22 protein-coding genes are annotated in these 20,517 nt (G+C 63.8%); 12 read left to right on the plus strand and 10 right to left on the minus strand.

Translation table 11 applies throughout. From position 1 onward, the window contains the following. Positions 1-43 precede the first annotated feature (43 nt). From proC to LC343_RS06920, 6 genes are all read left to right on the plus strand, one after another. A complete protein-coding gene (gene proC, locus LC343_RS06895) occupies positions 44-865 on the plus strand; it encodes a pyrroline-5-carboxylate reductase (RefSeq protein ID WP_223476372.1) in 822 nt (273 codons plus the stop codon). A 2-nt stretch (positions 866-867) separates the two neighbouring features. Beyond that, entirely contained in the window at positions 868-1,590 is a 723-nt protein-coding gene (locus LC343_RS06900; protein WP_223476373.1) for a 3-keto-5-aminohexanoate cleavage protein, read from the plus strand. Positions 1,591-1,719: 129 nt separating this feature from the next. Then, positions 1,720-2,538 carry an ABC transporter ATP-binding protein gene (locus tag LC343_RS06905; protein WP_223476374.1) on the plus strand — a complete coding sequence of 273 codons (819 nt, stop codon included), beginning with the start codon at positions 1,720-1,722 and terminating at the stop codon, positions 2,536-2,538. Then, complete coding sequence (locus LC343_RS06910; protein WP_223476375.1) at positions 2,538-3,239, plus strand: ABC transporter ATP-binding protein; 702 nt, start codon at positions 2,538-2,540, stop codon at positions 3,237-3,239. Before LC343_RS06905 ends, LC343_RS06910 begins: the two co-directional genes overlap by 1 nt. 3 nt (positions 3,240-3,242) lie before the next feature. After that, positions 3,243-4,265, plus strand: a complete 1,023-nt coding sequence (locus LC343_RS06915) for a branched-chain amino acid ABC transporter permease (protein ID WP_223476376.1) — start codon at positions 3,243-3,245, stop codon at positions 4,263-4,265. Continuing rightward, a complete protein-coding gene (locus LC343_RS06920; protein WP_223476377.1) occupies positions 4,262-5,716 on the plus strand; it encodes a branched-chain amino acid ABC transporter permease in 1,455 nt (484 codons plus the stop codon). Before LC343_RS06915 ends, LC343_RS06920 begins: the two co-directional genes overlap by 4 nt. A 51-nt stretch (positions 5,717-5,767) precedes the next feature. Here LC343_RS06920 and LC343_RS06925 read toward each other — a convergent pair whose 3' ends face one another. The 6 genes from LC343_RS06925 to LC343_RS06950 all read right to left on the minus strand — a co-directional run bounded on the left by LC343_RS06925 (position 5,768) and on the right by LC343_RS06950 (position 12,208). Next, positions 5,768-6,265, minus strand: a complete 498-nt coding sequence (locus LC343_RS06925; RefSeq protein WP_223476378.1) for a thermonuclease family protein — start codon at positions 6,263-6,265, stop codon at positions 5,768-5,770. Between the two features lie 656 nt (positions 6,266-6,921). After that, positions 6,922-8,103, minus strand: a complete 1,182-nt coding sequence (locus LC343_RS06930) for an ABC transporter substrate-binding protein (RefSeq protein ID WP_223476379.1) — start codon at positions 8,101-8,103, stop codon at positions 6,922-6,924. Between the two features lie 137 nt (positions 8,104-8,240). Then, positions 8,241-8,996: a proteasome-type protease gene (locus LC343_RS06935; RefSeq protein WP_223476380.1), complete on the minus strand. Its 756-nt coding sequence runs from the start codon at positions 8,994-8,996 to the stop codon at positions 8,241-8,243. A gap of 31 nt (positions 8,997-9,027) precedes the next feature. Then, the gene (locus LC343_RS06940; RefSeq protein WP_223476381.1) at positions 9,028-9,828 is read right to left on the minus strand and encodes a transglutaminase family protein; all 801 of its coding nucleotides are present in this window, start codon (positions 9,826-9,828) and stop codon (positions 9,028-9,030) included. Between the two features lie 3 nt (positions 9,829-9,831). Further along, positions 9,832-10,773, minus strand: coding sequence for an alpha-E domain-containing protein (locus LC343_RS06945; RefSeq protein WP_223476382.1), 942 nt, complete (start codon positions 10,771-10,773; stop codon positions 9,832-9,834). A 7-nt stretch (positions 10,774-10,780) separates the two neighbouring features. Further along, entirely contained in the window at positions 10,781-12,208 is a 1,428-nt protein-coding gene (locus tag LC343_RS06950) for a circularly permuted type 2 ATP-grasp protein (protein WP_223476383.1), read from the minus strand. Between the two features lie 176 nt (positions 12,209-12,384). On the opposite strand from LC343_RS06950, the gene LC343_RS06955 reads away from it, so the two are divergent. Then, the gene (locus LC343_RS06955; RefSeq protein WP_223476384.1) at positions 12,385-12,717 is read left to right on the plus strand and encodes a hypothetical protein; all 333 of its coding nucleotides are present in this window, start codon (positions 12,385-12,387) and stop codon (positions 12,715-12,717) included. A 21-nt stretch (positions 12,718-12,738) separates the two neighbouring features. Here LC343_RS06955 and LC343_RS06960 read toward each other — a convergent pair whose 3' ends face one another. Genes LC343_RS06960 through LC343_RS06970 form a run of 3 tightly spaced genes read right to left on the minus strand, consistent with a single transcriptional unit; the run spans position 12,739 to position 14,823 of the window. Next, positions 12,739-13,161 carry a Fur family transcriptional regulator gene (locus tag LC343_RS06960; protein WP_223476385.1) on the minus strand — a complete coding sequence of 141 codons (423 nt, stop codon included), beginning with the start codon at positions 13,159-13,161 and terminating at the stop codon, positions 12,739-12,741. Next, positions 13,158-14,030: a metal ABC transporter permease gene (locus LC343_RS06965; RefSeq protein WP_428982525.1), complete on the minus strand. Its 873-nt coding sequence runs from the start codon at positions 14,028-14,030 to the stop codon at positions 13,158-13,160. Before LC343_RS06965 ends, LC343_RS06960 begins: the two co-directional genes overlap by 4 nt. Then, positions 13,960-14,823, minus strand: a complete 864-nt coding sequence (locus LC343_RS06970; protein ID WP_223476387.1) for an ATP-binding cassette domain-containing protein — start codon at positions 14,821-14,823, stop codon at positions 13,960-13,962. The genes LC343_RS06965 and LC343_RS06970 overlap by 71 nt, the downstream gene beginning before the upstream one ends. A 128-nt stretch (positions 14,824-14,951) precedes the next feature. On the opposite strand from LC343_RS06970, the gene LC343_RS06975 reads away from it, so the two are divergent. The 3 genes from LC343_RS06975 to LC343_RS06985 all read left to right on the plus strand — a co-directional run bounded on the left by LC343_RS06975 (position 14,952) and on the right by LC343_RS06985 (position 18,145). Beyond that, positions 14,952-16,001 carry a zinc ABC transporter substrate-binding protein gene (locus LC343_RS06975; protein ID WP_223476388.1) on the plus strand — a complete coding sequence of 350 codons (1,050 nt, stop codon included), beginning with the start codon at positions 14,952-14,954 and terminating at the stop codon, positions 15,999-16,001. 166 nt (positions 16,002-16,167) lie between these two features. Next, entirely contained in the window at positions 16,168-17,691 is a 1,524-nt protein-coding gene (locus LC343_RS06980; protein WP_223476389.1) for a UxaA family hydrolase, read from the plus strand. Positions 17,692-17,785: 94 nt separating this feature from the next. Next, a complete protein-coding gene (locus LC343_RS06985) occupies positions 17,786-18,145 on the plus strand; it encodes a hypothetical protein (protein WP_223476390.1) in 360 nt (119 codons plus the stop codon). Between the two features lie 28 nt (positions 18,146-18,173). On the opposite strand, the gene LC343_RS06990 is transcribed toward LC343_RS06985, so the two are convergent. After that, a complete protein-coding gene (locus LC343_RS06990) occupies positions 18,174-19,103 on the minus strand; it encodes an AraC family transcriptional regulator (protein ID WP_223476391.1) in 930 nt (309 codons plus the stop codon). Positions 19,104-19,200: 97 nt separating this feature from the next. On the opposite strand from LC343_RS06990, the gene LC343_RS06995 reads away from it, so the two are divergent. Next, positions 19,201-19,944 (plus strand): SDR family oxidoreductase, encoded by a 744-nt coding sequence (locus LC343_RS06995; protein WP_223476392.1) that lies wholly within the window; start codon positions 19,201-19,203, stop codon positions 19,942-19,944. Positions 19,945-20,066: 122 nt separating this feature from the next. Continuing rightward, a complete protein-coding gene (gene trxC / locus LC343_RS07000) occupies positions 20,067-20,504 on the plus strand; it encodes a thioredoxin TrxC (protein WP_223476393.1) in 438 nt (145 codons plus the stop codon). The last annotated feature ends 13 nt before the right edge of the window (positions 20,505-20,517 follow it).

Genomic DNA, 20,517 nt, shown 5'->3' on the forward strand with positions numbered 1-20,517 from the left:
GACAGCGCCGTTATCCCGGACACAGGAAAAGGGACGAGAGATCATGTCGACAAACGGACGCGTCGTGCTCGCCGGCTGCGGAAACATGGGTTTCGCCATGCTTCAGGGCTGGCTTCAATCGAAGAAACTGGCGGCCGACGATGCGCTTGTCGTCGAACCCAACGATGCGCTTCGCGACCGCGCGGCCGGGCTCGGCGCGATTGCCGTCGCATCGGCCGAGGATCTGCCGGACAACCTCGCGCCGGCGCTGATCATCATGGCGGTCAAGCCACAGGTCATGGATTCCGTACTGCCGGCCTATGCCGGCCTCGCCGCCGAGGGCGCGGCGATCGTCAGCGTTGCAGCGGGCATCACCATCAACCGGTTCGAAAAGGCCTTCGGTCCGCAAACTGCCGTCATCCGCGTCATGCCGAACACGCCGGCCGCCGTCGGCGCGGGCATGATGGTCATCTGCGCCAACAAGGCGACGAGCGCGGAGCAGCTCGATTTCGCGCAAAACCTGATGGCGGCAAGCGGCGAGACGGCGGTGGTCGAAGACGAGGCGCTGATGGATGCGGTGACGGCCGTTTCCGGCTCGGGCCCCGCCTATCTGTTCCACATGATCGAGGCGCTGACCGAGGCGGCGAAGACCGCCGGATTGCCGGACGACCTGGCCGCCCTTCTCGCCGGACAGACGATCTACGGCGCGGCCGTCTACCAGAAGCAGAGCGGCGTGGAACCGGGCACGCTGCGCGAACAGGTAACCAGCCCGGGCGGCACCACCGCCGCGGCCCTCTCCGTCCTGATGGGCGAAGACAGGCTGACAAAGCTCATGACCGAAGCGGTCGAGGCCGCGCGCAAGCGTTCGGTGGAACTCGGAGGCTGACGGTGATCGTGCAGGCTTGCCTCAACGGAGCGCGCCCGGCCGATTTTCACCCGAAACTGCCATTCGACGCTTCGGCGGTCGCGCGCGACGCCGTGCAATGCATAGACGCCGGCGCGGCGGAACTTCATGTCCATCCGCGCGATGCAAACGGGCTGGAAAGCCTGTTCGCGATCGACGAGACCGTGGCCGCGCTGCGCGCCGCCTGCCCCGGCACGCTTATCGGCGTATCGACCGGAGAATGGATCGAGCAGGACCGTGACCGAACGCGTGCCGCACTCGAAAGCTGGACGGTGTTGCCGGACTACGCCTCCGTCAATCTGAGCGAACCGGATGCGCCGGACATCATGCGAATCCTGGCAAGCCGCGGTGTCGGTATCGAGGCCGGACTGGCGACAGCCGAGGATGCCGAGCGCCTCGTCGGCCTGCGCGCTCAGCCGCCTGTTCTGCGCGTCCTGATCGAGATCGAAGAACAGGAAGCCAGCCCCGCCTTCGCCGCCACCGATCGGATTTCGGATATCCTCGACAGGAACGGCGTTGGCAAGCCGATCCTGCTGCATGGTATCGACGCGATGATGTGGCCGCTTGCCGAACATGCGTTCAAGCGCCGCTGGTCGACACGGATCGGCCTCGAGGACGGGAGGCTCCTCCCCGACGGCCGGATGACACCGGACAACGCCGAACTCGTCCGTCACGCCGTCGCCCTGCGCGCCGGTTCGGCCCGATGACGCGCAGAATCCGGTAAAACGGTCGGTTCTATTGATCTTTGCGGGCAAAACCGGCGTGAAACGCAGGAGAATATTGCCTTTCGCGATTGGAAGTGCTTGAGACGCCGGAAATCAGTGGTCCGGGACGTCATGATCGAAGTCAAATCCGTGTACAAGCTGTTCGGTGGCGTTCGCGCCGTCGACAACGCGTCGCTGAAAATCGAAAAAGGGTCGATCACCGGCTTGATCGGTCCGAACGGCGCCGGCAAGACGACGCTCTTCAACATCATTGCCGGAAACCTGTCTCCGACGAGCGGACAGATCCTTCTCGACGGCGAGGACGTTTCGGGCCTGCCGCCGCATCTGCTGTTCAAGAAGGGCCTGCTGCGCACCTTCCAGCTGGCGCATGAGTTCTCGACGCTGACCGTGCTGGAAAACCTGATGATGGTTCCCGACCATCAGCTCGGCGAGAGCCTGGTTTCGAGCTGGTTCAGCTATGGCGAGGTCAAGCGTCAGGAAATCGAGATCCGCCAGCGCGCGATGGAAGTGATCGACTTCCTCAATCTCGGCCATGTCGCGCAGGAACTGGCGGGCAACCTCTCGGGCGGGCAGAAGAAGCTCATCGAACTCGGCCGCACCATGATGGCGGACGCCAAGGTGGTGCTGCTCGACGAGGTGGGCGCCGGCGTCAACCGCACCCTGCTGGCGGAGATCGGCGACGCCATCGTGCGGCTCAACCGCGAACGCGGCTACACGTTCTGCATGATCGAGCACGACATGGATTTCATCGGCAGGCTCTGCGACCCGGTAATCGTGATGGCCGAGGGCACCGTGCTGGCCGAAGGAACGGCGGAAGAGGTCAAGAACAACGAGGCGGTGATCGAGGCCTATCTGGGCCGCGGCCTCAAGAACAAGACGCCGGGCCAGACGCAGGCGCTTGAAACCGGTGACACGGAGGCCGACGCCTGATGTATCTCATCGGAGAAAGCATGACCGGCGGCTATGGCGGCGCGGACATTCTCAAGGACTGTACGGTCGGGGTCGAGAAAGGCGAGATCGCCGTTATCGTCGGCCCCAATGGTGCCGGCAAATCGACCGCGATGAAGGCGATGCTGGGCATGCTGCAGCTGCGGCTCGGCCGGGTCGTGCTCGACGGCAAGGACATCACGAAGCTGACTCCGCAGGCGCGCGTCGCCGAGGGCATCGCCTTCGTGCCGCAGACCAACAATGTCTTCACCTCGATGAGCGTCGAGGAAAACCTCGAAATGGGCGCCTATCTGCGCCGCGACGACATTCGCGCGACAATGGAACAGGTCTACACGCTGTTCCCGATCCTCAAGGAAAAGCGGCGGCAGCCGGCCGGCGAATTGTCGGGCGGCCAGCGCCAGCAGGTGGCGGTGGGCCGCGCGCTGATGACCCGGCCGACCGTGCTGATGCTCGACGAACCGACGGCGGGCGTTTCGCCGATCGTCATGGACGAACTGTTCGACCGTATCCTCGAAGTGCGCGACACCGGCCTCGCCATCCTGATGGTGGAGCAGAACGCGCGCCAGGCGCTCAATATCGCCGATCGCGGCTATGTGCTGGTCGGCGGCGAAAACTGGCGCACCGGTACCGGCCACGAATTGCTGGCCAATCCCGAAGTGCGCAAATCATTCCTGGGTGGATAGGTCATGCCGGAGACAATCGACATTCTCAACGCGCTGACCCTGATGACGAATTTCGTCTTCGTGCCTGCCCTTGCCTATGGCTCGCAGCTGGCGCTGGGCGCGCTCGGCGTGACGCTCGTGTTCGGCATCCTGCGCTTCGCCAATTTCGCCCATGGCGACCTGATGGCCTTCGGCACGACGATGACCATCCTGCTCACCTGGGCGCTGCAGGCGCAAGGCATCACCTTCGGCGTGCTGCCGACGGCGCTGCTGGCGCTGGTGCCGGCGATCATCGTCACCGCTGTGGCGGCGATCCTGATCGACAAGTCGGTGTTCTCCTTCTACCGCAAGCGGAAGGCCGCGCCGGTGGTGCTCGTCATCGCGTCGGTGGGCGTGATGTTCATGCTCAGCGCCATCGTGCGTTTCATCATGGGCACCGAGGACCGCCGCTTCACGGACGGCGAACGCTTCGTAGTGCGGGCGCTCGATTTCAAGAAATGGAGCGGGCTCGACGAAGGACTGGCGATCCAGACGACGCAGGCGATCACCGTCGTCGTCACGCTGGTCGTGGTCACGGCACTGTTCATCTTCCTGAACCGGACACGCACCGGCAAGGCGATGCGCGCCTATTCCGACAATGAGGACCTTGCGCTGCTGTCCGGCATCAACCCGGACCGCATCGTGATGATCACCTGGATCATCGCGGCGGTGCTCGCCACCATCGCCGGCACGCTCTATGGCCTCGACAAGAGCTTCAAGCCGTTCACCTATCTGCAATTGCTGCTGCCGATCTTCGCGTCGGCGATCGTCGGCGGTATCGGCCAGCCGATCGGCGCGGTGGTGGGCGGCTACATCATCGCCTTTTCCGAGGTGATGCTGACCTACGCCTACAAGAAGTTCGGCACCTATCTGCTGCCCGACGATCTTGCGCCTTCGGGTCTCGTGCAGTTCCTCGGAACGGACTACAAATTCGCCATTTCCTTCATCATCCTGGTCGTCGTGCTGCTGATCCGCCCGACCGGTATCTTCAAGGGGAAGGTGCTATGACCGACACAAGCCTGAACACCGGACCCGAAAAGACCGAGGCGGAAAAGACCTCCGCGCCGATGCCGACCGCCATCGTGCAAAAACGGCAGAGCCCGTGGCGCGCACCGCTGGTCTTCCTCGCCATGGCTGTGGCGATTGCCGCGGTGGGGTTCGGACAGTCCTGGTCGGTCGCGCTCGCCATCGTGAACATGAGCCTGGTCTCGGCGCTGATGGCGATGGGGCTGAACCTGCAATGGGGCTATGCGGGCCTCTTCAATGCGGGCGTGATGGCGTTTACCGCACTGGGCGGCCTCGCCGCCGTGGTGGTGTCGCATCCGCCGGTCTGGGAAGCGCTGAACGCGGGCGGGCGCGGGCTGACGCTCTCGGCGGTCATCGTGGTTGCGATCATCGCGACGACCGCATTCGTCGCGGCGAACTTGAAGGGCAAGCTGCGCTCTTTCACGATCTTCGTCATCGTGGTCGCGGGCTACATCATCCTGCGTCCGGTTTTCGGCGAGGCCGTGTCGGCCGTGGAAGCGGTGGATCCGGCACGAACCGGCTTCATCGGCGGGCTGGGCCTGCCGATCATGGCATCGTGGATCGTAGGCGGAATCTTTGCGGCGGCCGTCGCCTGGCTGATCGGCAAGGTGGCGCTCGGGCTCAGGTCCGATTATCTCGCCATCGCGACGCTGGGCATCTCGGAGATCGTGATCGCCGTCCTGAAGAACGAGGACTGGCTGGCGCGGGGCGTCAAAAACGTCACCGGGTTGAAGCGCCCTGTCCCCTACGAGATCGACCTGCAGCAGACGCCGTGGTTCATCGACCTCGTCAGCCGGTTTCATGCGGATACGCTGGCGACGGCGGCCGACGCGGCGGCGCGCGAATCGATGCTGCGCCAGTTGCTGATCGAGGCGTCCAGCGCCTTCGTGAAAATCGCCTATGCGGGGCTTTTCACCGTCGTTCTGCTGATCATCCTGGCGCTGTGCGTGCGGGCCCTGAACTCGCCCTGGGGGCGGATGATGCGCGCCATTCGCGACAACGAGGAAGCGGCCGCGGCGATGGGCAAGGACATCAAGGCGCGCCATCTGCAGATTTTCGTTCTGGGATCCGCGATCATCGGGATCGCCGGCGCGATGATGACGACACTGGACGGTCAGTTCACGCCGGGCACCTACAACCCGCTGCGCTTCACCTTCCTGGTCTGGGTGATGGTGATCGTCGGCGGCTCGGGCAACAATCTGGGCGCGGTGATCGGCGGCTTCCTGATCTGGTTCATCTGGGTCGAGGCGGAACCGGCCGGGCGCTTTATCGTCGAGATGCTCAGCGCCAACATGGATCCGGAGACGCCGCTCTACAGGCATCTGCAGGACATCGCCGCGCCTTTCCGGCTGTTCGTGATGGGCCTTGTGCTGCTGATCGTGATGCGGTTCTCGCCGCGCGGGATCCTGCCGGAGAAGGTGCGCCACAGCTAGCGCTTCCCGATCGAACAAGGCCGGCGGATGCGCCGGCCTTTTCGTTTCATCTCAAAGGCGTGCCCCCGCCCGCCAGCGTTCCGGCAGGACGAACCGTCCCTGCCACATGCCGCGCGAACGGGCCTCGGCTTCCATTTCGTCCCAGACGTAGTCGAGACCGATCGAGCGGTCGGGCAGCGCCCATCCAGCGGAAATCAGGCGCGAGCCGATGTCGCGGCCGGCGAAGTCATGGCAGCGGACCGGGCCGCCATCGGCTGCATCGCTTCCCACCAGATCGCAGGTGAGTATGCCGTCGACCATGCCGGCGAGCGCGGTTCGGGCCTGCTCGCCGCAGGAGTATTCCGCGCCGTCGGCACCGAGGCATTGCTGTTCGAGGTCAGGCGCATCGATCGCGTGCAGTTGGAAGCGCCTGCCGTCTTCCGCGACGATCGTCCTGCCGTCGATGACCTCGGGATGGGAGAGAACGACATAATCGCCGCCTGCCCGGGCCACGCCTGTCAGCGAGAGCGCAATGGCGACGCCCGCAAATGTCATCAGAGTGTGCTTCATGTTCTTCTTCGATGCCCTCCTTGCCTGTCCAAGCAGTCATGCGCGAAGCGAAAGCGAGCCGGCCCGTGTTAGGTTTTCGCGGCGCATCCAGCAGTCCGAAACGCTCCGATCCACAACCAAAACTCGAAGGTTTTCGGACCTCGGCATTGTGAGCCGGCTACACAAAAGCTAGCAAATCTTTTGCAGTTTTTCCACAGGGTGGGCAGGCAGAAAATGCGAGATGCCGACGCGTTTCGGGCTCATAGAGGGCGGCAAGTCAGGTTGCCGATGAACCGCGATGCATTCATTTTGGCATTATTTTCAAAGATTTATCTCTCGCAATCGGCAATTCGGCCTAGTGCCCCAATCAGCTGATTTCAATCTCACGAAAAATTGCCTTTTGCGGAGCAAAAATGCTTCAGAGGATTATGAAAGCCATATGACAGGTGCAAAAAGCGAATCGACGGCGCCGATTCAGGCACGGCGGCGGACGACCTGGGCTGATTAGCGGCAAAGAAAAGCCCCGGACCGCGATGCGGCCCGGGGCTTCGTTTCGTTTGTGACCGTGAGGCGGCTTAGTGCATTTCAGGTTGCAAAAGAATCACAATTCGCTGCCTCTCGCCTTCAGCTCGAACGCGCATTCCGATTCTGATGTTTCAACCAAAACCTGAATTGCACTAGCGTACGGCGACCGTCTTCCAGGCACCGTCTTCGATGGCCAGTTCCTTGTAGGAACCAAGCGCCTCGCCGACATCGGTGAACTCGACGCCGGTTGCGCCCTGGTAGTCGATATCGGTGCCGGCTGCGACGAGTTCGAGCGCCTTGCCGAGTTCGCCGGGGCCGATCTGTTCGCCCGGCGCGTTCGCGATGTCCATGATGTTGCCGGCAAGCGCGCCTCGGTCGGCGGAACCGGCCTTCTGGATCGCGAGGATCATCAGCGCCGCGGCATCATAGCTCTCGCCCTGGTAGGGGCCGCTTCCCGTGACGCCCGCCGCTGCGGCCATCTCGGCGTATTTGCCTGCCGCGTCGGACTCGGAACCAGCGGCGGTGCCGAACACCTTGGCGGCGTCGAGGCCCGGCAGGTCGAGCAGCGAGTCGCCGATCATGCCGTCGCCAAGCGCGAACGTGTCGAATGCGCCGGTGTCGATAGCGGCCTGCATGATACCACGGCCACCCTGGTCGACATAGCCGAGAACCGCGAGGGCATCGCCGCCGGCAGACGCCAGGGCGCCGACTTCAGCCGAGTAGTCGCCCTTGCCGTCCTCATGGGGAGCGGAAATCGTGACTTCGCCGCCAATCGCCTCGAAGGCGGCCTTGAAGGCATCGGACAGACCCTTGCCGTAGTCGTTGTTGGTGTAGGTGATGGCGATCGACTTGATCCCCTGCTCCATCGCGACATCGGCGAGGACCTCGCCCTGACGGGCATCGGACGGCGCAGTGCGGAAGAACAGGCCGTTATCGTCGATCGTCGAAAGCGCCGGCGAGGTCGCGGACGGCGAAATGAGCAACACGCCGTTCGGAATGGCGACATTGTTCGCCACGGCGGTGGTCACGCCCGAGCAATCCGGGCCCATCAGCGAGACAACGCCGTCGGAGGTGATGAGGCGCTCGGCGGCGGCGGAAGCGGCGGCGGCGTCGATGCAGGTGGAGTCGGCACGCACTGCGGTGACCGTCTCACCATCGAGGAACTTGCCGGAATCGGAAGCCTCCTTCATCGCGATTTCCGCGCCGGCGGCCATGTCGGGCGTCAGCGATTCGATCGGCCCGGTGAAACCGAGGATGACGCCCATTTTCACTTCGGCCTGAGCGGTCGCGGACAGAGCCAGAATGCTTGCCGCGGCAAGAAGAGTCTTTCTCATTGTAATATTACTCCCTAACTTTCGCAGTTCCGGCGGTGCGGTGGTTCCGCAACCTTTGCCCGGAAAGCTGACGGGTTTTAAAGCCTACTCCGCAAGCGCGCGCAAGCGGTTTGGAGGCCGGCGGTTAAGTGTCAGGATTAACGCGGCGCCGTCGGTTCGCTGGTGAACTCGAAATCGGGCAACGAGTTGAGCGCCTGCGTCAGGGCCTCGCCCCAACTGGTCGAAATCGTCTGGTAATACGGGTCGTCCGCGGTGATGCGCTCACTTTTGCCAAGGCGAAAGCTGCCGGCCTCGTAGACCTGCAAATCGAGCGGCAGGCCGACCGACAGGTTGGCCTTGACGGTGGAATCGAAGGACACGAGAAGCAGCTTGGCGGCGTCCTCGAAGGAAAGATCGGGATCATAGGCGCGAACAAGGATCGGGCGGCCGTATTTGGTCTCGCCGATCTGGAAATACGGGGTGTCGCCATTGGCCTCGATGAAATTGCCTTCCGGGTAGATCATGAACAGGCGCGGTTCCGACCCGCGGATCTGGCCGCCGAGGATCAGCGTGGCGTTGAAGGACGAATCGGCCGTCTGGCCGGTCATCGCATTGGCCTGGATCACCTCGCGCAGCGTCTCACCGACCTGACGCGCGGTCTGGAACATGGACGGCGTTTCGAGGATCGAGGGATTTCGGTCCTGCGGCGCCTTGGACCGCTCGTCGAGCAGGCTGACCACCGACTGGGTGGTAGCGAGGTTGCCCGCCGTCATGAGCATCAGCACACGCTCGCCCGGGACTGACCAGGAAAACATCTTCCGAAAAATGGAGACGTTGTCGACGCCCGCATTGGTGCGGGTGTCGGACATGAAGACGAGGCCTTTCGAAAGGCGCAGGCCGACGCAATAGGTCATGTGGCAGGTTCCAGCCCGAATCGACTGAAATCTATTGCTGCACCTGCAGACTTACAACCATGCTTTCATCGCCATGCCCAAGTCTCATGCCCGAAACGGGCGCAGCCTCGAAATAATCGAGGCCCGTGGCGACGCGAACATAGCGTTCGTCGGGCGAAATTCCGTTGGAGATATCGAAACCGACCCAACCCACTCCGTCGATATGCGCCTCTGCCCAGGCGTGACTGGCGTCCTGGTCGATGCGATCGTCCATCAACAGATATCCGCTGACATAGCGCGCGGGATATCCCATGGAGCGCGCGGCCGCGATGAAGATATGAGCGTGGTCCTGGCAGACGCCGTGCCCCGCATCGAGCGATTCTTCCGCCGTGGTGGCGGAATGCGATGTGCCGATCTCGTAGGTCACGGTCTCCGCGATCGTGGACGACAGGGCGTGCAGCCGTTCGATATCACCCTCGAAATCGCCGCCGGCCGCCTTGACCAGCTTGCGCACATTGTTGCCGGCGCGCGTCAGCGGCGTCGGCCGCATGAACAGCCAGAGCGGCGCAAAGCCGCCATGCGTTCCGATGATGCCGGACATGTCGGTGGTTTCGACCACACCGTTGCAGCGAATGGTCACCTCGGTTCGCCCGTCATCGAAGCCGATCAGCGACACGTGATTGTTGTGCTGGTCGTCATATTCCAGCTGCTTCGTGCCGCCATCGATGTCGATGTCCCACGCCACGATCTTCTGACCGGCGCGCGATTTGGGCGTCAGGCGCAGTTGCTGGAGCGCATAGTGGACCGGCTCCTCGTAGTGATATCGGGTCGTATGGGAGATCGTCAGCCGCATGGTCTATCCGTAAAAACGGTAATCCTGCTCGATCTGTCCGGCCAGCGCGTTGTTGTCACGGATGAACTCCTCCAGAAATTCGTGCAATCCCTGCTCGAATATCGTTTCGATCGTATGCCCGCGCAGACGCCCCAGGACCTCGTCCGCCTTGACGTGACACTCTTCGCGCACGCCGTAATCCTCGGCGAGATAGGCCAGGTTGTCGACGATCTTCGTATAGCAGAACACGAGCGAGCGCGGCAGGCGGCGGTCGCTGATAAGGAACTCTGCGATTCCGCGCGAATTGATGTCTCCGCCATGCAGCCAGCGATAGGCGCGTTGCGCGGAGACGGATCGCAGGATCGTTTCCCACTGCACATTGTCGAGCGACGAGCCGACATGCATGACCGAGGGCAGCAGGACGTAGTATTTCACGTCCAGAATGCGGGCGGTGTTGTCGGCGCGTTCCAGGAACGTGCCGATGCGGGCGAAATCGTAGATGTCGTTGCGCAGCATCGTGCCATGAAGCGCGGCGCGCACGAGCGCGCTCTGCTGGCGGATGAGGCCAAGGACTTCGGGCAATTCGCGATCGCGAACGGGGCGAGCCAGCGCGTCTTTCAGCGTCAGCCAGCATTCGTTGGTCGCTTCCCAGACCTCCCGCGTCAGCGCGGTGCGCACGAGGCGGGCATTGTTGCGCGATGCTTCGATCACCGAAATGACGCTCGACGGGTTGGTCTTGTCGCGCAAAAGGTAGTCGGTGACGGTCGAGGAGTCGGCCGTATCGTGGCGTTCGAGAAAACCTGTCTGCACACCCGCCGTCTGGATGACGGACATCCATTCGTCCTCGGCGGCCGCCGAGCGGGTGAGCGCGATTCGAAAACCCGCCTCCAAGAGGCGCGCATTGTTTTCGCTGCGCTCCAGGTAGCGGAACATCCAGTACAGTCCGCCAGCGGTCTTACCGAGCATGCTCTCCCTACTCCTCCAACACCCAGGTGTCCTTGGTGCCGCCCCCCTGGCTCGAATTGACGACCAGCGAGCCCTTCTTGAGCGCCACGCGAGTCAACCCGCCGGGCGTGATGTTGATGCCGAGCGGCGATACCAGCACGAAGGGCCGGAGATCGACGTGGCGCGGCGCCAGTCCCTTCTTGGTCAGGATCGGTACCGTCGAGAGAGACAATGTCGGCTGGGCGATATAGTTGCCCGGTTTTGCCTTGAGCTTGTCACGGAACGCCGCGATCTCGCGTTTCGAGGCCGCCGGACCGACCAGCATGCCGTAGCCGCCCGACCCGTGAACCTCTTTCACGACGAGTTCGTGGAGATGCTCGAGCACATAGGCCAGGGAATCCTCGTCGGAACAGCGCCAGGTCGGCACGTTCTTCAGGATTGCACTCTCGCCGGTGTAGAACTCGACGATATCGGGCATGTAGGAATAGATCGCCTTGTCGTCGGCGATGCCGGTGCCCGGCGCATTGGCGATGGTGATGCCGCCGGAGCGATAGACATCCATGATGCCCGGCACGCCGAGAAGCGATTGCGGGTTGAAATTCAGCGGATCGAGGAAATCGTCGTCGATGCGTCTATAGATGACGTCGATCGGGGTGTAGCCGCGCGTGGTGCGCATCGCGATGCGTCCGTCGATCACGCGCAGATCGTGCCCCTCGACGAGTTCCGCGCCCATCTGGTCGGCGAGGAAGGCGTGTTCGAAATAGGCCGAATTGTGGATGCCGGGCGTCAGGACGGCGATTACCGGCTTGCCGGAACAGGCCGGCGGCGCGCAGGCCGCCAAGGAGCGGCGCAGGTTTTTCGGGTAGTCGCTGACCGGCTGGACCCGGATACGGGAGAACAGTTCCGGGAACATCTGCAGCATCGATTCCCGGTTTTCCAGCATGTAGGAAACGCCGGACGGCGTGCGTGCATTGTCTTCCAGCACGTAGAACTGGTCTTCGCCGGTGCGCACGATGTCCGTGCCGACGATGTGGGTGTAGATATTCGCCGGCGGCGCGACACCGATCATCTTCGGCAGGAACGCGTCGTTCTGGGCGATCAGTTCGGCCGGAACGCGCCCGGCGCGCAGGATCTCCTGGCGGTGATAGATATCGTAGAGAAAGGCGTTGATGGCGCGCACGCGCTGCTCGATGCCGCGCGACAGGCGCGCCCATTCACGCCCCGAAATAATTCGCGGCACGATGTCGAAGGGGATCAGCCGCTCGGCAGCCTCTTCCTGACCGTAAACGTTGAAGGTGATGCCGGTCCGGCGGAAAAACGTCTCAGCTTCCCGGGACTTGTGATGCAGCCGAGTCGGGTCTTCGGCTACAAACCAGTCGTGATATTCGCCATAGGGTGATCGCGCATTGTCGTCACCGAGCAGCATCTCATCGAAGATACTTTCCGCTTTATCCATTCTTCCAAGACTATGTTTTTGCGCATAATACGCAAGTGGGCATCTGCATGGCCAACGGGCAAGGCGCAAAAAAGGTTGCGTAAATTATCGGCAAACAGCTCGTTTGCGCGCCAGAGGGTGGAAGCAGCACACCGAAAGGGACCCGGCGAAACGGGTCCCGCAAACAGGAGGACTTCATGATCTGCGAAATCGTCACCTTTCCGTCGCCGGCAGGCGCGAGCCGGGAGGCGGTCATCGAAGATGCGCGCCATGTCGTGGCCCGCTGGCAGGCCGAAAAGGAATTGGTTCGCAAGCACTTCGTGTGGAGCGACGACCGCACCACGCTGAAGGGTATCTATTTCTGGACCTCGCGCGCCGCCGCCGAAGCGGCCCACAACGAAGAGTGGCTGCAGCAGGCGGAAAAGCGCATCGGCACGCGCCCCACCATCGACTATTTCGACGCCTTCATGATCATCGACAACGCGGCGGGCACGGTGACGGAATATCCGGAGGACGGCGCGGGCGCCTGATACGCCTCGGCCGGCGACGCCTTATGCAGCCTGCTGGCAGGCGTGGCATAAGCCGCGCATCTCGACGGTCGTCTTGCGCGGCTTGAAACCGGCATTTCGGGTGATGGTGTCGAGCGCACCGGCAAGGGATTCGTCGGTAATTTCGGCGACGGAGCCGCAATTATCGCAGATCGCGAAGGCGACGGTCGCGTGGCCTTCGCAGCCGGGATGGGTGCAGGCCACGAAGGCGTTCAGGCTTTCGAGGCGATGGACAATGCCGAGATCAAGCAGCTTTTCGAGCGCGCGGTAGACCTGAAGCGGCGCGCGCAGGCCCTCGCCGTTGAGGCGGTCGAGAATGTTGTAGGCGGTGAGCGGTCCGTCCGCCGTCTCCAGCGCACCGAAGACAAGCGCCTGATTGCGCGTCAGATCCGGCTTGTCGCCATGATGGTGATGGTGTCCGCTCATTTTCCGCCGCCCCCACGCGTCGCCAGTGTCGCGATCGGCGTCAGGCCCAGGATGAACAGGACCATTGCCGCGACCACGATCGTCGGTCCGGACGGCGTATCCCATTTCAACGAGCCGAACAAACCGCCGATGACCGCAAGGATGCCGAAGACCGCCGAAAGCGCGGCCATCTGTTCGGGTCCGGATGCAAAACGACGGGCCGTGGCGGCCGGCACGATCAGCAGCGCGGTGATCAGCAAGACGCCGACGATCTTCATGGCGATCGCCACGACGATCGCCAGCAACAGCATGAAAACCAGATTGGCGCGCGCCGGGTGCATGCCCTCGGCGGCGGCCAGTTCCGGACTAACGGTCGCGGCGAAAAGCGGTTTCCAGATCACGGCCAGCACCGCGAGGACGAACGCCCCGCCGGCGTAGATCGCGGCGATGTCCGACCGGGAAACGGCGAGGATGTCGCCGAAGAGCAGCCCCATCAGGTCGATGCGCACCCATGTCATGAAGGCGAGCGCGACGAGTCCGAGCGCCAGCGCCGAGTGCGACAGCAGGCCGAGCAGCGCGTCGGAGGACAGGCCGGCGCGGCGCTGCAGCCACAGAAGCGACAGCGCGACGAGGACAGAGACGACGAAGACCGCGAGCGTGACGTCGATTTCGAGCAGGAAGGCCATGGCGACGCCGAGCAGCGCGGCGTGCGAGAGCGTATCGCCGAAATAGGCGAGCCGCCGCCAGACGATGAAGCAGCCGAGCGGACCCGTGACCAGCGCAACGCCGGCCCCGGCGACAATCGCGCGGACGAAGAAATCATCGAGCATCGGATGCATTTCCTTCATCGCCCGGCTTCGCGTCGCCGTGATTATGCTCGCCGTCGTGATGGTGGTGGCCGTCATCGGGATGGCAATGCGCTGTCACCGTGCCGTCGGAATGGCGGACCCGCCCGTCGGGCATATGCGTGTGGTCGTGATGGTGCTGGTAAACGGCGAGTTGGGACGCGCCGCGCGCGCCGAACAACTGCCGGTATTCGGCGCTTTCGGCGACGACCTGGGGCGTTCCGTGGCAGCAGACATGTCCATTGAGACAAATCACGCGGTCGGTGGCCGCCATGACGACGTGGAGGTCGTGCGAGATCATCAGGATACCGCAATGAAGATTGGTGCGGATACTGGAAATCAGTTCGTAAAGCGCGATCTCGCCCGAGAAATCGACACCCTGCACCGGCTCGTCGAGAACCAGCAGGTCGGGCCGCCGCGCGACGGCACGGGCGAGCATCGTGCGCTGGAATTCGCCGCCCGACAGGTTGCGGATCTCGGCCCTGGCAAGATGGGCGATGCCGGTGCTTTCGAGGGCGGACGCCTTTTCCTCCGCCGTCAGCGGATTGGTCAGCGACAGGAACCGGTCAACGGTCAGCGGCAATGTCCAGTCGACCGCCAGTTTCTGCGGCACGTAGCCGACCTTCAGACGCGGGGCGCGCCATGCCGTTCCTTCGCTGGGCTCGATGATGCCGAGCGCCATGCGGGCGGTGGTCGATTTACCGGACCCGTTCGGACCGATCAGCGTAACGATTTCGCCACGCTCGACTTCGAGGTCGATGTCGCGCACCAGCCAGCGCCCGGCGCGTTCCACGCCGGCCTCCTGAAGGCGAACCAGGGTTTGCGGTGACTGCAACACGATCGTCTTTCCGTTCGGTCTCTCGTTTCGCCCGGCTTGACGCGCTCGTCAATCTCAGGGTAACGGATATTATGATGTAATGATATAACATCACGCAAACAAGTCCCAACCCCGAACTGGATCATCCGATGAAAACCCGCCAGACCTTCCTGCTCGCCTCCGTTGTCCTGCCGGCACTGGCCGTATCCGCCCAAGCCGACGTGAAGGTGATCGCCTCGATCAAACCGGTTCACTCCCTGGTCGCCGCCATCATGGAAGGTGCGGGAGAGCCGTCGCTCATCGTCGAGGGAGCCGGATCGCCCCATACCTACAGCCTGAAGCCGTCGCAGGCCTCCGCCCTCCAGGACGCCGACCTGATCTTCTGGATCGGCGAGGATCTGGAGCCCTTCCTCGAAAAGCCGATCGAGACCATCGGCGGCGATGCGAAAGCTGTCGAACTGTTCCATGCGCACGGTCTGGAGACGCTCGATTTCCGCGCCGGCGGCTCGTTCGAGAAACATGTGCATGACGACGACGATCATGATGACGATGACGATCACGACCATGCCGAAGATCATGACGATGACCACATGGAAGCGGCGGATCACGGTCATGACGATGACGACCATGATGACCTTGCAGACGACGATCACGACCATGACGAGCACGACCATGGGTCCGTCGACATGCATCTGTGGCTCGACCCGATGAACGCGAAAGCGATGGCGCACGAGATCGCGGAAGCGCTTGCCGAGGCCGATCCGGACAATGCAGCGCTCTACGAGAAGAACGAGGCCGCGCTCGAAGATCGCCTCGACGCATTGACGACGGAGATCGAGGCGCAACTCGAACCGGTCAAGGACAAGGGCTTTATCGTTTTCCACGACGGTTACCAGTATTTCGAACACCGCTTCGGGCTCTCGGCGGCGGGCTCGATCACCGTGTCGCCGGAGGTGATGCCGGGCGCGGACCGGCTTCGCGATATCCGCGAGAAGGTGCAGGAACTGAATGCCACCTGTGTCTTCGGCGAACCGCAGTTCGAGCCGAAACTGGTGTCGGTCGTCACCGAAGGCACCGATGCGCGTTCCGGCACGCTCGATCCGCTTGGCGCCGGTATCGAGGCCGGACCGGATCTCTACTTCGAGGTGATCCGCGGTCTCGCCATGTCGTTCAGCACCTGCCTTTCCGACGCGTCCTGATACGGCGCACATGCCGGTTCCGTCGAAGAGCGGTGGCGCCTCCGCCTCGCGCGCACTGCTCTTTGACGCCGACGGGCCCGGCAGACGGCACTCGCAGTCGCCGCACAATTGCGATATGCCACCGGTCTAATCCGGCGGCATGCCGGCTCAAGATACAGAGGCGAGAATGGCGGAACCGGTTGTCCTTAACCCCCAAGATACAGTTGCGATCCTGACGGCAAGAGCCGCAGCGGGCGATACGCCGCTCGGCACCGGATCGCCACTGGAGGCGATGGTACCGACCGGTCACAAGATCGCGCGGCGCGACATCGCCGAGGGCGAGGCGATCATCAAATTCGGCCAGATCATCGGCTATGCGACCGCGCCGATCGCGGCCGGGCAGCATGTTCACACACAAAATTGCGCGATCGGCGCGCACGACCAGGACTACAAGGCCGGCGCGGACCTAGACCAGGCGCGCGCCGCCATACCCGCGATCGCGCCACGCAGCTTTTCGGGCTACCGGCGCGCCGACGGCAGTGCGGGGACCCGCAATTTCATCGCGTTGTGCGCGACCGTGAACTGCTCGGCCACGGTGGTGCGCCGGGCAGCCGACATCCTCAACAACGATCCCCTGCTCGCGGACTATCCCGAAATCGACGGCGTGGTCGCCTTCAGCCACGGCACCGGCTGCGGCATGGCCTCGGAAGGACCCGGCTGGGAGAATCTCCAGCGCGTGCTCTGGGGCCACGCCACCCACCCCAATGTCGGCGCGGCGATCTTCGTCGGTCTCGGCTGCGAGATGATGCAGGTCGCGCGGATGCGCCAGCGCTTCGGCGCGGACGGCCAGGAGCGTTTTCACGGCCTGACGATCCAGGAAATTGGCGGCACGACGAAGACCGTCGAGACGATCGTCGCGAAAGTGCGCGAATTGCTGCCCGAGGTGAACCGCGTCCAGCGCGAGACGATCCCGGCATCGGCGCTGCGCGTGGCGCTGCAATGCGGCGGATCGGACGGCATGTCCGGCATCACCGCCAACCCGGCGCTCGGCGTTGCGAGCGACATGCTGGCCGGGCTCGGCGCCAGCGCGGTGCTGGCCGAGACGCCCGAAATCTACGGCGCGGAGCAATTGCTGCTGCGCCGCGCCGCCGATGGCGAAACGGCGGACAAGCTGATCGAGCGCATCCGCTGGTGGGAACGCTACACGGAGATGAATGGCGGCTCGATGGACAACAACCCGTCGCCCGGCAACAAGGCCGGCGGGCTGACGACGATCCTCGAAAAATCGCTCGGCGCGGCGGCCAAGGGCGGCGCGACCCCGCTGACCGACGTGCTGATGTATGGCGAGAGCGTGACCAAGCCGGGGCTGAACTTCATGGATTCGCCGGGCTACGACCCGGTCTCGGTGACCGGCCAGATCGCCAGCGGCTGCCAGGTCGTCGTCTTCACGACCGGGCGCGGTTCGGCCTTCGGATCGAAACCCGCGCCGACGATCAAGCTGGCGACCAACAGCCGGCTCTATGAGACGATGCGCGACGACATGGACATCGATTGCGGCGAGGTCATCGACAAGGGCGTGTCCGTTGCCGCCAAGGGCGAGGAGATCCTCGACGCGATCCTCGCGGTTGCATCCGGGACGAAAACGAAGAGCGAGGCCCTCGGTCTCGGCGACAACGAATTCGTGCCCTGGCAGATCGGCTGCGTCATGTAGATAGCGGCCCGCCGAAGGGGCATCCGGGGCCTCGAACCGACTGGAATCCCCGGCCGGGCGCATGTTATCCAGTGCCGACGAACGGGACGAATCAATGCCAAACCTGAAGAACGGATTTTTCCTGCCGCTGCTCCTGCTCGCAGGCTGCAGTTCGACCACCGACGGACCGAGCGAGGGACCGACGCTGAAACAGGCCGCGATGGTGCGGATCGTCGATACGGTGCCGGAGAAGACGGAACGCTTCTCCAACCTCTCGTCGACGGTCTGCCGCGACAAGGCCCAACCCGTCCCCGCGACGCGCGACGGCGCGCTTCTGCTCCTTAAGCTGCGGGCGCTCCAGAACGGTTACCTCACCATCCACAGCGTCACTGTCGGCCGCGTCGAAGGCTCGCTCGCCGACGATTGCGCGGGCGGAATCCAGGCACGCGGCATCGGATACACTGCCGCCAAATAGCGCGACCGCCATCCCTTAAGGCACGTCGTCAGGCGCGGGCGCGCGCGATATCCTTCCGCCCGGTCGCGCTCCGCATGTAGCGTCCCGGCGGCATACCAACCTGGCGGCTGAAAGCCGTGCTGAAGGTGCTTGCCGAACCGTAGCCGATCTGTCTCGCCACCTCATCGAGCGCGATATCGCCGCTACGCAGCAGGTTCTTGGCTACCGCCATCCGCCAGGTCTGCAAGTATTCCATCGGCCTGACCCCCACGGTCCGTGCGAAGCGGTCGAAAAAGGCCGAGCGCGACATGCCCGCCTCGCGCGCCAGCGCGCTCACCGTCCAGGACCGGCCGGCGTCGCCATGCATCTTGCGAAGCGCGATTGCAATTCGCGCATCGGTCAGACCGCGCAAAAGCCCCGGCCCCGCGCCTCCGCCCGGCACCGATCGCAACGCCTCGACCAGCAGGATTTCCACCAGCCGCGTCAGGATAAGGTCGCGGCCGACCGCCTCGCCGCTCGCTTCCTCACCGACAATGCGTACCAGTTGCGCCAGCCTCGGCACGTCGCGGATGTGGATCATCCGCGGCAACAATGCGACGAGCAGCGCGGCGTCGGGCGACTCAAACACGAAATATCCGCCGAACTGCCGCACGTCCGGCGGCCCGTCGCGGCGGCCGTAGCGGGTATCCTCCAAGGGGGCCGGCGACCGCTTCGAATCGATCAATACCGGCGTCGCCGGCTCGAAGCCGGACATGGTGAAGGCCGGCGTTGCCGGCAACAGAACAAAATCCCCCGCCTCGAGCGTGACCGGCGGCTCACCATCGACAGCCAGCCGGCACCGCCCCTCGATCACCGCACAGAATCCCGGTTGGCCGAATTCCGAGTAGCGCACGGCCCAGCGCCCCGCCCCGCTGATCCCTTTCGAGAAGACAGCCTGCGGCCGCAACAGGCGGATCACGTCGGACAATGGATCGGTCATTTTGGACTATTTCAAAATATATTTGGACTTTTGATCGATGATAGTCTCGATACTGCCCGATATCTCCAATCCGTCAACATCGAAACAGGAGATAGACATGAACACCGTCCTCATCACCGGCTGCTCGTCAGGATACGGCCTGGAGACCGCCCGGTATTTCCACGCACAGGGCTGGCGCGTCGTCGCCACGATGCGCAATCCGCGCGAGGGACTTCTTCCGGCTTCGGACCGAATCCAGATCCTGCCGCTCGACGTCACGGTCTCCGAGAGTATCGCCGCCGCAGTAGACGCGGCCAGGACAATCGACGCGCTGGTAAACAATGCCGGCGTCGGGGTTGTCGGCGCCTTCGAGGCTACGCCCATGAACCATGTGCGCAAGGTCTTCGAGACGAACACCTTCGGCGTCATGGCAATGACGCAAGCTGTCATTCCGCAGATGCGCGAGCGCGGCGCGGGTGTCATCGTCAACGTTACCTCGTCCGTGACTCTGGCCGCACATCCGCTGGCGGCCGCCTACACAGCCTCCAAGATGGCAGTCGAGGGATTCACCGGTTCGCTGGCCCACGAACTCGGCGCTTTCGGCGTCAGGGCAAAGCTGGTGGAGCCGGGCTATGCGCCAACGACGCGCTTTGCCGAAAACACCGACATCCGCGTCGAGGATCTGGTTCCTGAAGCCTATGCCGGCTATGCCGGTCCGATCTTCGCGGCCTTCGCCAATCCCACCCTGACGACAAAGGAAAGCGACGTGGCGGAGGCGGTGTGGGCGGCTGCAACCGACCGCTCCGACCGGCTGCGCTATCCGGCGGGTGCCGACGCCGTCGCGCTCGCATCGGCTGCCTGAGCGTTCGGCGCGCGCCGATGGTCCCGGCGACAGGCGGATCGGGCTGGCTTTGACCCGGATCAAGTCTCGGGACGTCGCCGCGCGCTACTTTGATCGCGATGGGTCCAATCCGGGAGAAGTCCATGTCCGATGCGGTTCAGATCGTCTGTCCGTCCTGCAGCGCGGTGAACCGCGTCAAGGCGGACAAGCCGGCCGAAAAGGCGAAATGCGGCGTCTGCCACGCGCCACTCTTCACCGGGCATCCGGTGGAGGCGAAGGGCGGGATGTTCGACAAGCAGATCGCCCGCAGTTCCGTTCCGATCGTCGTCGATGTCTGGGCGCCTTGGTGCGGCCCGTGCCGGATGATGGCGCCCGCCTTCGAGCAGGCCGCGCGCGATCTGGAACCGCGCGTGCGTTTCCTCAAGCTGAATTCCGACGAGGAACAGGCGGTGGCCGGACGGCTCGGCATTCGCGGTATCCCGACACTGCTGCTCTATCGCGGCGGCCGCGAAATCGCGCGCCAGTCCGGCGCGATGACGGCCGGCCAGATTACCGGATGGATCAACCAGAAGCTGCGATAGTGCATTGTTTACC

The organism is Oricola indica (assembly GCF_019966595.1).
Classification (GTDB): domain Bacteria; phylum Pseudomonadota; class Alphaproteobacteria; order Rhizobiales; family Rhizobiaceae; genus Oricola; species Oricola indica.

Excerpts from the sequence above, each read along its gene's own strand:
- proC (WP_223476372.1), top strand. The coding sequence starts at position 44 with ATGTCGACAAACGGACGCGTCGTGCTCGCCGGCTGCGGAAACATGGGT.
- LC343_RS06905 (WP_223476374.1), top strand. The coding sequence starts at position 1,720 with ATGATCGAAGTCAAATCCGTGTACAAGCTGTTCGGTGGCGTTCGCGCC.
- LC343_RS06910 (WP_223476375.1), top strand. The coding sequence starts at position 2,538 with ATGTATCTCATCGGAGAAAGCATGACCGGCGGCTATGGCGGCGCGGAC.
- LC343_RS06915 (WP_223476376.1), top strand. The coding sequence starts at position 3,243 with ATGCCGGAGACAATCGACATTCTCAACGCGCTGACCCTGATGACGAAT.
- LC343_RS06920 (WP_223476377.1), top strand. The coding sequence starts at position 4,262 with ATGACCGACACAAGCCTGAACACCGGACCCGAAAAGACCGAGGCGGAA.
- LC343_RS06925 (WP_223476378.1), bottom strand. The coding sequence starts at position 6,265 with ATGAAGCACACTCTGATGACATTTGCGGGCGTCGCCATTGCGCTCTCG.
- LC343_RS06930 (WP_223476379.1), bottom strand. The coding sequence starts at position 8,103 with ATGAGAAAGACTCTTCTTGCCGCGGCAAGCATTCTGGCTCTGTCCGCG.
- LC343_RS06935 (WP_223476380.1), bottom strand. The coding sequence starts at position 8,996 with ATGACCTATTGCGTCGGCCTGCGCCTTTCGAAAGGCCTCGTCTTCATG.
- LC343_RS06940 (WP_223476381.1), bottom strand. The coding sequence starts at position 9,828 with ATGCGGCTGACGATCTCCCATACGACCCGATATCACTACGAGGAGCCG.
- LC343_RS06945 (WP_223476382.1), bottom strand. The coding sequence starts at position 10,773 with ATGCTCGGTAAGACCGCTGGCGGACTGTACTGGATGTTCCGCTACCTG.
- LC343_RS06950 (WP_223476383.1), bottom strand. The coding sequence starts at position 12,208 with ATGGATAAAGCGGAAAGTATCTTCGATGAGATGCTGCTCGGTGACGAC.
- LC343_RS06955 (WP_223476384.1), top strand. The coding sequence starts at position 12,385 with ATGATCTGCGAAATCGTCACCTTTCCGTCGCCGGCAGGCGCGAGCCGG.
- LC343_RS06960 (WP_223476385.1), bottom strand. The coding sequence starts at position 13,161 with ATGAGCGGACACCATCACCATCATGGCGACAAGCCGGATCTGACGCGC.
- LC343_RS06975 (WP_223476388.1), top strand. The coding sequence starts at position 14,952 with ATGAAAACCCGCCAGACCTTCCTGCTCGCCTCCGTTGTCCTGCCGGCA.
- LC343_RS06980 (WP_223476389.1), top strand. The coding sequence starts at position 16,168 with ATGGCGGAACCGGTTGTCCTTAACCCCCAAGATACAGTTGCGATCCTG.
- LC343_RS06985 (WP_223476390.1), top strand. The coding sequence starts at position 17,786 with ATGCCAAACCTGAAGAACGGATTTTTCCTGCCGCTGCTCCTGCTCGCA.
- LC343_RS06990 (WP_223476391.1), bottom strand. The coding sequence starts at position 19,103 with ATGACCGATCCATTGTCCGACGTGATCCGCCTGTTGCGGCCGCAGGCT.
- LC343_RS06995 (WP_223476392.1), top strand. The coding sequence starts at position 19,201 with ATGAACACCGTCCTCATCACCGGCTGCTCGTCAGGATACGGCCTGGAG.
- trxC (WP_223476393.1), top strand. The coding sequence starts at position 20,067 with ATGTCCGATGCGGTTCAGATCGTCTGTCCGTCCTGCAGCGCGGTGAAC.